Origin of the sequence: Acinetobacter sp. SA01 (genome assembly GCF_011319235.1) — a bacterium.
Classification (GTDB): domain Bacteria; phylum Pseudomonadota; class Gammaproteobacteria; order Pseudomonadales; family Moraxellaceae; genus Acinetobacter.
In genome coordinates, this window is the sequence record NZ_WXXM01000014.1 from 1 (window position 1) to 14143 (window position 14143).

The 14143-nt window shown below is 42.3% G+C and carries 12 protein-coding genes and 1 tRNA gene; 5 read left to right on the plus strand and 8 right to left on the minus strand.

Going from position 1 to position 14143, the window contains the following annotated elements:
• Nucleotides 1-309: 309 nt before the first annotated feature.
• Nucleotides 310-717, minus strand: a complete 408-nt coding sequence (locus GTU69_RS12480; RefSeq protein ID WP_166170919.1) for a DUF2946 domain-containing protein — start codon at nucleotides 715-717, stop codon at nucleotides 310-312.
• Between the two features lie 426 nt (nucleotides 718-1143).
• Entirely contained in the window at nucleotides 1144-1491 is a 348-nt protein-coding gene (locus GTU69_RS12485; protein ID WP_086194965.1) for a rhodanese-like domain-containing protein, read from the minus strand.
• A gap of 269 nt (nucleotides 1492-1760) precedes the next feature.
• Between GTU69_RS12485 and GTU69_RS12490 the strand changes: the two genes are divergently transcribed.
• The 4 genes from GTU69_RS12490 to GTU69_RS12505 all read left to right on the plus strand — a co-directional run bounded on the left by GTU69_RS12490 (nucleotide 1761) and on the right by GTU69_RS12505 (nucleotide 3923).
• The gene (locus GTU69_RS12490; protein ID WP_205683515.1) at nucleotides 1761-2231 is read left to right on the plus strand and encodes a DUF2946 domain-containing protein; all 471 of its coding nucleotides are present in this window, start codon (nucleotides 1761-1763) and stop codon (nucleotides 2229-2231) included.
• A 252-nt stretch (nucleotides 2232-2483) separates the two neighbouring features.
• On the plus strand, nucleotides 2484-2744 hold the full coding sequence (locus tag GTU69_RS12495; RefSeq protein WP_166171018.1) for a helix-turn-helix domain-containing protein: 261 nt from the start codon (nucleotides 2484-2486) through the stop codon (nucleotides 2742-2744).
• 72 nt (nucleotides 2745-2816) lie between these two features.
• Nucleotides 2817-3125, plus strand: a complete 309-nt coding sequence (locus GTU69_RS12500; RefSeq protein ID WP_166170923.1) for a NifB/NifX family molybdenum-iron cluster-binding protein — start codon at nucleotides 2817-2819, stop codon at nucleotides 3123-3125.
• Nucleotides 3126-3512: 387 nt separating this feature from the next.
• A complete protein-coding gene (locus GTU69_RS12505) occupies nucleotides 3513-3923 on the plus strand; it encodes a hypothetical protein (RefSeq protein WP_166170925.1) in 411 nt (136 codons plus the stop codon).
• A 105-nt stretch (nucleotides 3924-4028) separates the two neighbouring features.
• On the opposite strand, the gene GTU69_RS12510 is transcribed toward GTU69_RS12505, so the two are convergent.
• The 6 genes from GTU69_RS12510 to lldP all read right to left on the minus strand — a co-directional run bounded on the left by GTU69_RS12510 (nucleotide 4029) and on the right by lldP (nucleotide 12042).
• Nucleotides 4029-4118 (minus strand) — tRNA-Ser (locus GTU69_RS12510).
• Between the two features lie 97 nt (nucleotides 4119-4215).
• Nucleotides 4216-6249, minus strand: coding sequence for an NADPH-dependent 2,4-dienoyl-CoA reductase (locus GTU69_RS12515; RefSeq protein ID WP_166170927.1), 2034 nt, complete (start codon nucleotides 6247-6249; stop codon nucleotides 4216-4218).
• A gap of 182 nt (nucleotides 6250-6431) precedes the next feature.
• Nucleotides 6432-8141 (minus strand): D-lactate dehydrogenase, encoded by a 1710-nt coding sequence (dld, locus tag GTU69_RS12520; RefSeq protein ID WP_166170929.1) that lies wholly within the window; start codon nucleotides 8139-8141, stop codon nucleotides 6432-6434.
• A 294-nt stretch (nucleotides 8142-8435) separates the two neighbouring features.
• Entirely contained in the window at nucleotides 8436-9587 is a 1152-nt protein-coding gene (gene lldD / locus GTU69_RS12525; protein ID WP_166170931.1) for an FMN-dependent L-lactate dehydrogenase LldD, read from the minus strand.
• A 2-nt stretch (nucleotides 9588-9589) separates the two neighbouring features.
• Nucleotides 9590-10333 carry a transcriptional regulator LldR gene (gene lldR, locus GTU69_RS12530; RefSeq protein ID WP_166171020.1) on the minus strand — a complete coding sequence of 248 codons (744 nt, stop codon included), beginning with the start codon at nucleotides 10331-10333 and terminating at the stop codon, nucleotides 9590-9592.
• A 32-nt stretch (nucleotides 10334-10365) separates the two neighbouring features.
• Nucleotides 10366-12042: an L-lactate permease gene (gene lldP, locus GTU69_RS12535; protein WP_166170933.1), complete on the minus strand. Its 1677-nt coding sequence runs from the start codon at nucleotides 12040-12042 to the stop codon at nucleotides 10366-10368.
• Nucleotides 12043-12777: 735 nt separating this feature from the next.
• Between lldP and argG the strand changes: the two genes are divergently transcribed.
• Nucleotides 12778-14121 (plus strand): argininosuccinate synthase, encoded by a 1344-nt coding sequence (gene argG / locus GTU69_RS12540; RefSeq protein WP_166170935.1) that lies wholly within the window; start codon nucleotides 12778-12780, stop codon nucleotides 14119-14121.
• The last annotated feature ends 22 nt before the right edge of the window (nucleotides 14122-14143 follow it).

The window sequence follows — 14143 nt, forward strand, 5'->3', positions numbered from 1 at the left end:
ATGCAAACTGGATACGTGCCAGTTCCAGCGCGGTTAGCCCTAAATTCATGCTGCCTCCTGCTGATCAATTGAATACAGGGAGGACATCAACGGCGCTGATTGATGCAGTGAAACTGACACACCTTGCCGGACATTGATCCTCTGGTATAGAGATGCACCCCGTATACTGGATACTCTATAGACTTTTTTGAGGGCGAACGAAACCATTACGCTGTTAGCGAACAGCGAAAACTGAATTTTCATGATTAAAACTCTTTAAGATGCTGTGTAGTGCAAACAAAACAACTGTTTGACGTGACCAATCGTGTCCTAAAAAGTCAGAGGTGGCGCTCTGCCCTGTGGCAGCAAATACAGCTTCTGCAAGCTGAAATAGACATGCCGGAAGAAAGACTGATAGAAATTTAGTCGAACCTGAATCCGGTCCAGAACTTCATCGATGCCCAGTTTAAATGGCAGTACCAAATCACCATAGACAGTGCAGTATTGGCACTGATGATTATGCTGATGGTGATCTTGGGATTGCTGAGGAATCAAATCCTTGAGCAGCTCATGATGAGCCAAGTGGGCATGATGATCAGCAGACGAAAGAAGATTGTGGGTAATCGACATACAGACCGGAGCAATGTGAAATTTTTCCGGCAGCAGAGGCTGCAAATATACTGCGATTTGCAGAAGTAAGACTGCAAATGCAATAAAAAATCCACTTCGCTTCAGCAAACTTTCTCTCGACTGGAATCGAATTAAGAGGGATACATTGAATAAAAACATGAAATTTCAGAATAAATTCCTACGTATTTACTCGACTTTTCACTTTATAAATATATAACATATAACCAGTTTTGAAAAGCAAAAAAATTAAACGAAAGGTGAATTAAATTAAAGACTTAAAATAAAAAATAAACTTGTTCTGTATAAACTGCCGAATAAGTTTATTTATTGACTAAAGAGTGTCCACAAAAAAATTTACTGAATTGAAATGCATGAAAGGAAATTTTAAATAAGAGACGCTATTTTGTTCTAGCCAGGAAAAGCGTCATGCATTCCTAATAGATGTATTTGAGGATTAAAAAATATTGCCCCCTCGGACCAGCCAAACTTGTTTTATTTATTTAAATAAAACATCTCTTACTGCAGATTTAGCCTTTAGTTTTCGATACACGGCAAGTCATTTTTCCACCAGGATTTCATGCCACCTTTTAACTGTGAGACCGAATACCCCATCTTGGCCAGTTTACGTGTCGCAGGAATGCTTCGGTGTGCTGATAAACAGATCGTTACCACAGGTTGATCTGTTTTGAGACCTAATGAGCATATTGCAGATTCTGTAAACCGGGTAATCGGCAAATTGACGGCACCTTCTATATGGCTGTGTTTAAATTCTTGCTCAGTTCGAACATCCACAATTTGTACATTTCCTCGTTGCTCCCATAATTTCTTTGCCGGAGTTTCAGGCACCTTGCCCCAAGGGACATACATCAGAATGTTAAACATGATTTCCCTCTATCAAAACAATTCTTATCTATAATTTATAAGAATATAGAATAAAAATAACGATTAAAATCACTATAAATCAATATTGGATTGAACTCTAAGTTTATGCTTAAAAATAGATGATGCCTTCAAATCCAGCAGAAAAATAAAACTATGTTTAATAACAGATTAGAATTAATGTAATAGCTTATTTTTTTCAGTTCTAAATTTCATATTTTGTTATATTATAATTCATGCAATATCCATAAAAGCGTAGTGAAGTGCTCATAATGTTGGGAAGATTGTTGGGATTATCCGCAATCTTGTTACAGATCGCTGTGTTCCTGCAGCCTTTATTGCCAGAAAAGCACAGTGTTTTTTCGGTATGTAAAACTGTTGCCGTTGCATTAGATCTGCAAGTTAATAGCACTCACAAAACTCTTAATTTTCCAACATCCCATCCACACGTCCATCACACCAGTGCAGCAGATCAGAACGATGTACAGGTCGTCACCGACGTGCAGGATCAGCATGCACCACACCAACAGCAGAATGATTCACACACCACTCATGACTGCCAGTTCTGTCTGGTGCACAGCTATACCCTACCGCTACTGGACACCAAGCTCAGACCAGTACTGGTCAGAACTCAGACCTTACTTCTGTTCTTCAGTGCCTCTGTCCCGCATGTACTGACCCCACCCGCTCCCTGGTTCCTGATTCCTCAGGGCCGTGCTCCTCCTTTAACACTCACCCACTAAATCAACAGATGTGGTATCGCTGAGTAGTCTGCCTACGTTTGAATATCGATGCAGTATGGCTCTATCTATCGCAAGGCATCTCGTAACCCATATCTTCAGCCACAGTGGTCCAATCCGTAATAGGTGATCATGACGTTTAGTTTAACTGTGCTCAAACCTGCTTGGAGTTCAGTTGTTACTGTCTTAATTACCTTTGGATTTTTTTAAAGTGTTATTACAACTTTTTGATGTATCAATAAGGAGGAGATAATGATGAATCTACTTCAGCATGATCATGCACACTCGCAAAAAAATGATTTTAATAGCGGCTGTTGTCTAGATTTGGCGCAACAGATTGTCCGGATCAGACATGCCCTTAATATTTCACAGACAGAACTGGCGGCCAAACTGTGTATTTCTGCCCGTACCTTGGAGAGCTGGGAACGCGGAGTGCGTCATCCCTCAAGTTCGGCACAGGCTTTGATCAAACTATTTATAAAGTCGCCTCAATTTGTACTGGAAAATCTAGCTTGAGGATAATCGGGAATAATTTAAACCCTTATGATTATCATCAATTTAAATCAATATTGGTTTGGAATACACTCCATGTTAATTGTAATTACATCCCAGAACCGGCGTCACATTACTCCACATGCTGGAAAATGTCGAAAATTCTGGAAATATGAATTAAAAGATGAAAAAGTGACTGACAAACAGCTTATTGAAGTGGAAAAAGAAGATTCTTTTTCCCAATCTGGAGAAGTACTCGAAAAACTTTTGCCTATGGACATATTTGTGACCACAGGAATCGGAGATCGATTACGAGAAAAGCTCAGAAATATTGGTGTACATGTCATCGTGACTACAGAAATTGAACCAGAACAATTTATCTGCGGTTTGGCTTCAACTAAATAAACAATTTAGATTTATATCATCTTAACTTAAATAAAAGACCCTGCATCTGCAGGGTCTTTTATTTAAATTTCTAATTATTAATAAGTATACGAACTATCACACCATGTGTAGCGGCAACGTAGCCTGAAATGTTTTTATCCCGACTCAACCTAGCATAAATGCTGTATTTCACAATATCGCTCTGCTGTCTAATTTAATCTGACTTAAATCGCCTAGCTCTAAGCACTCTATTCCAATGTAATTTTTTAAACTGGTTCAGTTCCAACATGCACACCCATGCGTATACCCCAAATAGTTGGAATATCAGACATTTATTACCATTAAATACTTGTAATTTATACCAATCAGAATATTTTTAATAAGGGTGAAATTGAATAAGGCTATTTTGTGGGCATCGTTTCTGAATTTAAAAAATTTAATGCTGATCTTAAGAATCCGAACTGGTCGGTATCTTCAATTAGCTCTAACAATCAGCTAATTGTTAGTTTATGGGGACATAAACCTTTATTATCTAAACACCCAACTGAAAGAAAACAGGTCTATCGTGACCGTATTGATAGATGGTCGGGCAATGGACGTAATGAGTTTAAGAGAAATCTTGATCTTGCTTTGGAAGAAAACTTAAAAATTAGACCAATTATAGCAATGCTCAATAACAGTTCTGATTTTCAAAATATTTTAGAGGGTAAAGATGGCAGTAAATACCCGAAAAGATTTAATGCAAAAACAAATTGGATTGGTAAATTAACTGTTTGGGACGGTACTCAATTTGAAATTGTATTTAGGCTTGATCAATAACTTAAACTTAAGCTAGGTTTTTATTTAATGCTTACTATTAGCTTACGTTGCATAACCCTAGAAACAACAAAGCCCTGATCAATGATCAGGGCTTTGTTTTAAATTTGGCGGAAGCGGTGAGATTCGAACTCACGGAGGACTCACACCCTCGTCGGTTTTCAAGACCGGTGCATTAAACCGCTCTGCCACGCTTCCATGTGCGCCATGATACGGATCTTTTTAAAAACTGACAAGTAAAAATTACAAGCAAACTATTCAAATGAATATTGTTTCACCAAATTAACTTTAAAAATTATAATTTGGCTGCCAATTCAGCACCCTCACGGATTGCACGCTTGGCATCAAGCTCTGCCGCCAGTTTGGCACCGCCAATAATATGGTAATTCGCCAAGGTAAATTCATCCGCCGTTGGCATGATGTCTTTGACTGACTCCTGTCCTGCACACACTACCACAGTATCTACACGTAACAATTGATCGTGGCCATTGGTTTCAATCCATAAACCTTCATTGGTCACAGACTTGTATTGCACACCACGTAGCATCTTCACAGCGTGTTTTTTCAATTGCGCACGATGCACCCAACCTGTGGTTTTACCCAAGCCAATCCCCAGCGGTGTCGTTTTACGTTGCAAGAGATAAATTTCACGGACAGGATGAGCCACTTCGGCAGCTTGTATGCCACCCTCAGAAGTATAGTTCGGATTCGGGTCAATGCCCCACTCCCTTTGCCAGTCTGCTAATGGTTGCGGTTGAGGCTGATGTTCAGGTCTCAACAAAAATTCAGAAACATCAAAACCAATACCACCGGCACCAATCACCGCCACCCGATTGCCAACTGCTGCTCCACGCAACACTTCTGCATAAGACAACACTTGCGGTGCCTGACTGCCTTCAATATTTAAGGCACGCGGAACAACTCCAGTCGCAACCACGACCTCATCAAAGCCTTCACGCTCCAGTTGTTCACGGTTCACTTTGGTATTTAAGCGCAGTTCTACCCCAGTTCTTTCAATCTGAACTTTAAAATAACGGATGGTTTCATGGAATTCTTCTTTACCCGGTACCACTTTAGCCAGATTGAACTGGCCGCCCACTTCATGGCTTGCTTCAAATAATGTGACTTTATGCCCCCGACTGGCAGCTACCGTTGCAGCCGACATGCCTGCCACACCACCACCAACAACAGCAATTTTTTTCGGTGCTTTGGTTTTTACATACACCAGTTCCGTTTCATAAGCAGCGCGCGGATTGACCAGACAGGTTGCACGTTTATTTTTAAAGGTGTGGTCCAAGCAAGCCTGGTTACAGGCAATACAGGTATTAATTTCATCTACCCGATTGGTGGCGGTCTTGCTGACCCAGAAAGCATCCGCCAACAATGGTCGTGCCATCTGCACCATATCGGCTTTTCCAGCTGCCAAAATGGCTTCGGCTGTTTCAGGCATGTTAATCCGATTGGAGGAAATCACAGGAATAGCGACATGCTTTTTCACTTCTGCCGTGTAATCGGCAAATGCTGCACGCGGTACGGAAGTGACAATGGTCGGAATACGGGCTTCATGCCAGCCAATCCCGGTATTCAGCAAAGTAACTCCTGCTTTTTCCAAAGCCTGTGCCACGGTAATCACTTCTTGCATGGTGTTGCCATCATGTACCAGATCAAGCATGGACAAACGGAAACAGATAATAAATTTTTCACCGACTTTTTCACGAATGGCTTTGACAATTTCTACTGCCAAACGCATGCGGTTTTCAATGTCACCACCCCAGTGGTCGGTACGCTGATTGACATGACGGCTTAAAAACTGATTCAGCAAATAGCCTTCAGAACCCATAATTTCCACACCATCATAGCCGGCTTTTTTGGCAATGCTGGCCGTGTGTGCATAATCCTCAATAGTCTCTAAAATCTGCTTTTCACTCATTTGACGCGGTTTAAAAGGTGAAATTGGAGATTTAATCGGGCTGGCAGAAACCACAAAAGGCTGATAGCCATAACGGCCAGAATGCAAAATCTGCATTAAAATTTTTGCACCATGCTTATGTACAGCATGTGTCACCAAACGATGCGGCGCCACATCCGCCAAATTATTCATGGTACCGCCCGCAGGAAGCAACCAGCCCTGACGGTTTGGGGAAATCCCGCCAGTGATAATCAGACCTACACCACCTTTTGCCCGTTCGCCAAAATATGCGGCCAATTTAGGATAATTATAAAAACGGTCTTCCAGACCAGTATGCATGGAACCCATCACGACACGGTTTTTAATGGTCGTAAAGCCCAAATGTAGCGGTTTTAATATATTTGCATAGCGAGTTGTCATGATGGATCCTTTATATATTGGCTTTGCAACTTGTTGCATATTACTTTACCTATTTTTATTCTTTTGTTTATGACTTGTTTTACACATTGTCTGACGAAACAGTCAATTTTTCATAAAAAAAAGCGCAGTGCTTAGACTGCGCCTGAGATAGAACCCGTTATTTTTTATTATAATTCAGTTTTTTAATTTGTTTCTTGATTCCAGTATTTTAATTTGGAGGTATGACCAATCCCCACATTAAAGCTATTGGTCGGATCCAGTTTTTGATAATGGTTTTTTAGCGCAGGCTTGGCCACATATAAATGCCCGACATTATGTTCTGCAGGATATTCAGCCCCGCGTTCATCCAGTAAACTCCACATTTGATGTTCTATTACTAAAGGATCAACACCTTTTTTCACAATATAGTCCTGATGAAAGACATGACATAAAAAATGACCATAATACAGTTTATGGATAATCAGCTCATCCATTTCCTTCGGCAAAGTTTCTACCCATTCACGGTCATTACGGCGTAAGGCAATGTCCAACGCGACAATATCTTCAACTTCTGAACGATGGGTGTCGCGATAACGAATGGCTGCGCCGGCTACGGCAAAACGGTGTAGAAAGGCTTTACGTCCTTCTTCTTCGGTACAGTGGAAATAATTTCCAGTGGTATTGGCTGAAAAATAGTGCTGCAAAAATTGCTGAACCTGCTCCACATCCTGATTTTCGATACGTAGTACCAGATGATGCTCATACAAATCCCGGAATTCATTCATGCGTTTCGGTAAATGCGACGGTAAAAATTTGCTCAGCATTTGCAGGACTTTATCAGACAGCCCTTTCATGCCAACTTTTTCCAGGTAGCCATCGACCTTATCTTTCATGGCAAAAGCCGCCGGTACTTTGGCTGTTCCGAATTTTTCGATAAACATGAAGGTATCTTTGCCATATTCAGCACCAATATCGTAAGCCACCCGGTGAATATATTCGCCCGCAATCGGTAAACGCGCTAAACCCGTGAGTAGAAAACGGCGGATTGCGGTTAAATCTTGCTGGGTATTGGTGCCGACATAAAACACCTGACTGGGAATTTTTTCAAAGGTATCCAAACGTACCGCAAACACGCAGACTTTCCCTGCTGAACCTGACGCTTCATACAAACGTGATGGATCGGCATTAAAACGCGCAGGCGTGTTCTCATCGACTTGAGTCACGTCATGGGCGTAACGATGATCCGAAGCACAGCAATGCTGATCATTTTTAATATCAGCCAATTGATATTGCTGATTTTCAAGATTAGATAAAATTTCTTCTGGCGTTGAACCGAGCTGGATGCCCAAATGATTGATAAGTTCCAGTTGTCCCGATTCATTTACTCGGGCATACAGGGCAAGTTCCGTATAAGCAGGTCCACGGCGAACCAGCGCACCGCCCGAGTTATTGCAGACTCCACCTAAAACCGATGCACCTATACAGGAGGAACCAATCACCGAATGCGGCTCACGATTAAACACTGCCAGTTTTTTTTCCAGTTTGTCTAGTGTTGCACCGGGCAAACAAACCACTTGCTTCGCATCATTAATCACTTGAATGCCAACTAAGCGTCGAGTGTTGATCAAAATCACAGGACGGTCATAATCATCGCCAAAAGGGGTTGATCCACCGGTAAGCCCGGTATTGGCAGCCTGCATAATCACAATACAGTCTGCGTCCACCGCAGCCTGCAAAACTTGCCACTGTTCCAGCAATGAACCCGGGACGACCACGGCCAGCACTTGGCCGGAACCGTAACGACGACCTTGACGGTATAATCGTGTGTCATTGTCATCCGTGAATACATGTTGCTTGCCGACAATGTGGATGAGTTTTTGAATGGTTTGCTGTGCATCTAAATTGGATGGCATTTGTCATATCCTATTGATGAATTGTCGCGCTTAATCAACACGGTATTCATTACTGCGGAGTCTTTCCAATATTATTTATATATTCAGGAATTAACCTTCGGTTCGACCTACTTTTCTTTCGGGAAAAGTAGGCAAAACCATTGTCATCCGCAAAACTCGTCATATTCCGTCAAATCTTTATTTTCATCGCAGAAACATGATGTTAAGTATGAAGTCCTGCCTCAAACAGTTGCGGATGACGTTTACGCGTATCAAATTCAAGCTTTGACTAAATTTAATATTCAAAATTATTATTTAAGCCAACTCTCTATCTAACTTCACCAAACAATCCGAAGTAATATCGGCAATGGTTTTGGCACCAGTCAGCGTCATTGCTACGCGCATTTCCTTATCAATCAATTCGAGCAGATTGGAAACACCCTCACCACCGGCAGCGCCCAGTGCATAAACAAAGGCACGACCCAACATACAGGTGTCGGCACCTAAGGCCAGCATACGCACCACATCCAGACCATTACGGATACCTGAATCGGCTAGAATTTTAATATCACCTTTGACTGCATCGGCAATTGGCGGCAAAGCACGCGCAGAAGATAAAACACCATCCAGCTGACGGCCACCGTGATTCGACACCACAATACCATCTGCACCGAAACGTACTGCATCCTTGGCATCTTCGGGGTCTAAAATACCCTTGATCACCATTGGACCATCCCAGAACTCACGAATCCATTCCAGATCTTTCCAGGAAATCGAGGGATCAAAGTTAGAACCTAACCAGCCAATATAATCTTCAAGACCGGTAGGTTTACCCAAGTATTTAGAAATATTGCCCAAATCATGTGGACGTCCCATCAAGCCAACATTCCAGGCCCAATGTGGATGGAAACAGGATTGCATATAACGGCGCATTGCTGCATTCGGTCCACTCATACCTGAGTGGGCATCACGGTAACGTGCGCCCGGCACAGGCATATCTACTGTAAATACTAAGGTTGAGCAACCTGCCGCTTTGGCACGTTCCAGGGCATTTTTCATAAAGCCACGGTCACGCAGCACATACAACTGGAACCACATTGGACGCTGAATCGCTGGTGCCACTTCTTCAATCGGACAGACTGAAACAGTAGACAGGGTAAAAGGAATACCTTTTTTATCTGCCGCCACTGCCGCCTGAACTTCCCCGCGACGTGCATACATACCGGTCAATCCCACCGGAGACAATGCCACCGGCATCGACAGGGTTTCATCAAACAGTTTGGTTTCCAGACTTAACTGCGACATGTCATTCAGTACACGTTGTCTCAACGCAATTTTTGATAAATCTTCCACATTACGCTTCAGTGTATATTCCGCGTATGCGCCACCATCAATATAGTGAAAAAGAAAAGGGGGCAACCGGCGTTTCGCAGCTTCACGATAATCATTCGCAGAAGAAATAATCATGCTTATATCCTGTTTAATCTACTGGCACGCTGGCGACGAGCTTCTTCTTCATCAATCAAGCGTACCTGTTGTACTACAAACTCAATGTGTCCACAGACTGCACTGCGTGCAGCATCAGGATCACGGCGTTCAATTGCATCCATTACCTGAAAGTGCTGGTCATGCAATTGATCAAAACGGTGCGATTCGCTATAGACTTTGCGCCGGCCCAAAACCACATTGTATTTCAACAGGTCAAACAGGCTGCGCATCATCTGTATTAGCACTAAATTATGTGAGGCTTCGGCAATGGCTAAATGGAATTCAGCATCCGCTTTTGCTGACTGGTCATCATCCCCAATAGATTGATAATGGGCAATCCGATCGTAGCAGCGGCGAATATTTTCCAGGTCTGCTGCTGTTGCACGCTGAGCGGCATACCAGGCGGTACCGCCCTCTAAAACGCTACGGGCTTCCTGCACATCAAATCGGTAAGCTGGGTCCTGATCAATCAGATTGCCTAAAGGTTCTACAATTTGATGATTGGTCCAGGCGCTCGGTAGCAACTGCAAAAAAGTTCCCGAGCCAGCCTTGCTCAGCAACATACCCGTACTGACCAGATGCTGAATCGCTTCACGCAAAGATGAACGTGACACTCCGAGCTGTTCACATAATTTACGTTCTGCAGGCAAACGGTCTCCAACCTGCATATTGCTCTGTTCAATCAACATACGGAGCTGCTGTACGGCTTGGTCGGAAACTTTCATCTGCATTTCTCTACTCTTGCATCAATTCCAGTTTATGGAATCATCCATGGGAACACATAGGCTTGTAATGTGATGATAATACCAATCATCACGGTAAAGGAGATACTGTGTTTCACGGTAAAGCGGAACAAATCAGATTCTTTACCGACCAAACCTACAGCCGCACAGGCAATAGCAATCGATTGAGGTGAAATCATTTTTCCGGTTACACCACCACTGGTATTGGCCGCAACCAGCAGTACTTCTGGCACGCCAATCTGTTGTGCCGTGGTCGCCTGAAGTGCCGAGAAAAGCGCATTGGCAGACGTGTCCGAACCAGTCAGGAATACCCCTATCCAGCCCAGGAATGGAGAGAAGAAAGTAAATGCCTGACCTGTATGTGCCAGCGCTAAAGCCAGCGTGGCCGACATGCCTGAATAGTTCGCAATAAAGGCAAAGGCCAGTACCATACCAATGGAATAAATAGGAACTTTCAATTCATTGATGGTTTCGCCAAAAGTGATGACTGCTGCTTTGGGCTTCATTTTCAGGAAAATGATGGTGATAATGGCGGCAATGAAAATGGCTGTGCCTGTGGCAGAAATCCAGTCAAATTTATAAATCGCATCGTAGTCCTTAATTTCAGGGACCACCGGCGGAATCTTCTGGATCAGCTGATGCAAATATGGCACCTTGATGGAAATCACCATATCATGCAGCGTGCCATCTTTGGCAAATAAATCCTTAAAGGGCTTGATACTCCAGATGGTGACCATCGCAGTTAAAATAGCAAATGGTGACCATGCCTTGGCAATTTGAGCAATGCTATATTTTTGCTGTTTTTGAGCTGCAAGCTGTTGAGCAGCTGCTTCATCAACATTTGCGTCTTGGTCTGCAAAACGGAAAATATGTTTCGGTTGCCAGAATTTAAGCAAAATTGTTAAAGAAATAAGTGAAGCAATTGCAGCGGTAATGTCTGGCAGCTCAGGACCTACAAAATTAGAGGTTAGATATTGTGCTAGCGCGAATGATCCACCACCCACAATCACCGCTGGCCAGGTTTCTTTCACACCACGCCAGCCATCCATAATCGCCATAATCCAAAATAGAACAATGGGCACCATAAACGGCAACTGACGTCCGACCATCTGGCTAATTTCATGGGTATCTACCCCGGAAACCTGCCCGGCCACGATAATGGGAATCCCCATCGCGCCGAAAGCAACCGGTGCAGTGTTGACAATTAGGCACAAACCCGCTGCATATAGGGGTTTAAAACCTAATCCCACCAGCAATGCAGCAGTAATGGCAACCGGAGCACCAAAACCTGCCGCACCTTCCAGGAAAGTACCAAAGGCAAAACCCACAAAGAGCATTTGTAAACGCTGATCTTCGGTAATGGATAGAATGGAGGAACGAATAATATCGAACTGCCCTGTTTTAACCGAAATTTTATACAGAAATACGGCGCCAATGATGATCCAGGCAATGGGCCACAAACCATAGAAAAAACCGTAAATCATCGATGCAAAAGCCATCACGACCGGCATCTGATAGGAAAATAATGAAACCAGCAGCGCAAGGATCACGGTAATTGTTCCCGCTACACTACCTTTCATGCGGAATACCGCAAGCGCTAAAAAGAAGAAAATAATGGGGATCAGGGCAATCAAACTGGAAAGCCAGATATTGCCCATAGGATCGTAAATCTGTTGCCATTGTTGAAGCATTGTCCTCTCCTTGAAATGCTTTTCCAGAATACAAAATGGTCTGATCACCTACCAATTAACATCTTAATTGGTATGACCAATAATTATTTAATTAAAAAAATATATCAATAAACTTTAAATATGCTACTTTTTAACCAAATAAAGATCAATAAGCAATTTATTATTTAAAATTGGTCATACCAATATAATGCATGAAATATTTAAAATTTATACAGACCGAACTGATTAAAATTTACTCATATATTTTTAATTATTTCATTTTTATTATTTTTTTCGAAAAATAAAAAATCCGGGACAATCATCTAATACTTTAGTCGATAATATGGATTATTTGAACGATGCTTGCTCAAAGTAAAGCACTATTTATAACAAGCGTAAATACTGATCATTAGATCCTGGAGAATTAGATGCAGATAACAGGTGCAACAGAAAGCCATTCTGAGAGGAAATAAAATGCACGGACATGTTGCAAGCGGTCAAACTTTCAATGTGCTGCTCAAAATTGTTATCCACCTTCCTTTTAACTCCTGTTTATAAACCACAACTCTGCTCTGCTTCACGATTTAATCAAAATCTTTGCTTATAACCATATATTGAATCTATCAATTTCAAATTTTCAACGAGATTTTCTTTTGTAAAACCATTAGAAATAAAATAGTGCTACAATTGAAGAAATGTGTATTTTCTTGGGCCACCAAATTTCTCGGTGCCTATTTCATATCGTTAGGATTAACAATGTCTGATAATGCAACTATCTTGCAGAATGTCCCAGTAGGCAAAAAAGTTGGTATTGCCTTCTCTGGTGGTCTAGATACTTCAGCTGCTCTATTGTGGATGAAACAAAAAGGCGCAGAACCTTATGCTTATACAGCAAACCTGGGTCAGCCTGATGAAGACGACTATGATGCGATTCCGAAAAAAGCGGAAGCGTATGGCGCAGTAAAAGCTCGCTTGGTTGATTGCCGCTTACAACTTGCATTAGAAGGTATTGCTGCGATTCAATGTGGCGCTTTCCATATCAGCACTGGTGGTGTTCCTTACTTCAACACTACGCCATTGGGTCGTGCAGTAACCGGTACCATGCTTGTTACCGCAATGAAAGAAGATGATGTCAACATCTGGGGTGATGGTTCAACTTATAAAGGTAACGACATTGAACGTTTCTACCGTTATGGCTTGTTGACTAATCCTGCGCTTAAAATTTACAAACCTTGGTTAGACCAAACCTTTATTGATGAGCTTGGTGGTCGTGCGGAAATGTCACAATTCCTGATCGACAACGGCTTTGACTATAAAATGTCAAAAGAAAAAGCTTACTCAACTGACTCAAACATGCTGGGTGCGACTCACGAAGCGAAAGATCTTGAATACTTAAATGCCGGTATCAAAATCGTTGACCCAATCATGGGCGTTGCATTCTGGAAAGAAGAAGTCGAAATCAAACCTGAAGAAGTATCCATTACTTTTGAAGAAGGTTTCCCTGTTGCGATTAACGGTCAACGCATTGAAGATCCAGTTGAGTTCATTCTTGAAGCAAACCGTATCGGTGGTCGTCACGGTCTCGGTATGTCTGACCAGATCGAAAACCGTATCATCGAAGCGAAATCTCGCGGTATTTATGAAGCTCCAGGTATGGCCTTACTTCATATCGCTTATGAGCGTCTTGTGACTGGTATTCATAACGAAGACACTATTGAACAATACCGCATCAACGGTCTGCGTTTAGGTCGTTTATTGTATCAAGGTCGCTGGTTCGATTCTCAAGCGCTGATGCTTCGTGAAACTGCACAGCGCTGGGTAGCGAAAGCCATCACAGGTACTGTGACTTTAGAGCTTCGTCGCGGTAATGACTACACGATTATGAACACTGAATCGCCTAACCTTACTTATGAAGCTGAGCGTTTGACGATGGAGAAAGGTGATTCTATGTTTAGTCCTGCTGACCGTATTGGTCAATTGACTATGCGTAACCTTGACATTACCGATACTCGCGCAAAATTGGGTATCTATACAGGTACAGGCTTACTTTCTGTAGGTACAGGTTCAGCTGTTCCTCAATTAAAAGACAAAAACAAATAAGTTTGTTTTAGGTCAAAAAAAC

Excerpts from the sequence above, each read along its gene's own strand:
- dld (WP_166170929.1), bottom strand. The coding sequence starts at position 8,141 with ATGCCATCCAATTTAGATGCACAGCAAACCATTCAAAAACTCATCCAC.
- argG (WP_166170935.1), top strand. The coding sequence starts at position 12,778 with ATGTCTGATAATGCAACTATCTTGCAGAATGTCCCAGTAGGCAAAAAA.
- GTU69_RS12490 (WP_205683515.1), top strand. The coding sequence starts at position 1,761 with ATGTTGGGAAGATTGTTGGGATTATCCGCAATCTTGTTACAGATCGCT.
- GTU69_RS12500 (WP_166170923.1), top strand. The coding sequence starts at position 2,817 with ATGTTAATTGTAATTACATCCCAGAACCGGCGTCACATTACTCCACAT.
- lldP (WP_166170933.1), bottom strand. The coding sequence starts at position 12,042 with ATGCTTCAACAATGGCAACAGATTTACGATCCTATGGGCAATATCTGG.
- lldR (WP_166171020.1), bottom strand. The coding sequence starts at position 10,333 with ATGAAAGTTTCCGACCAAGCCGTACAGCAGCTCCGTATGTTGATTGAA.
- GTU69_RS12495 (WP_166171018.1), top strand. The coding sequence starts at position 2,484 with ATGAATCTACTTCAGCATGATCATGCACACTCGCAAAAAAATGATTTT.
- lldD (WP_166170931.1), bottom strand. The coding sequence starts at position 9,587 with ATGATTATTTCTTCTGCGAATGATTATCGTGAAGCTGCGAAACGCCGG.
- GTU69_RS12515 (WP_166170927.1), bottom strand. The coding sequence starts at position 6,249 with ATGACAACTCGCTATGCAAATATATTAAAACCGCTACATTTGGGCTTT.
- GTU69_RS12485 (WP_086194965.1), bottom strand. The coding sequence starts at position 1,491 with ATGTTTAACATTCTGATGTATGTCCCTTGGGGCAAGGTGCCTGAAACT.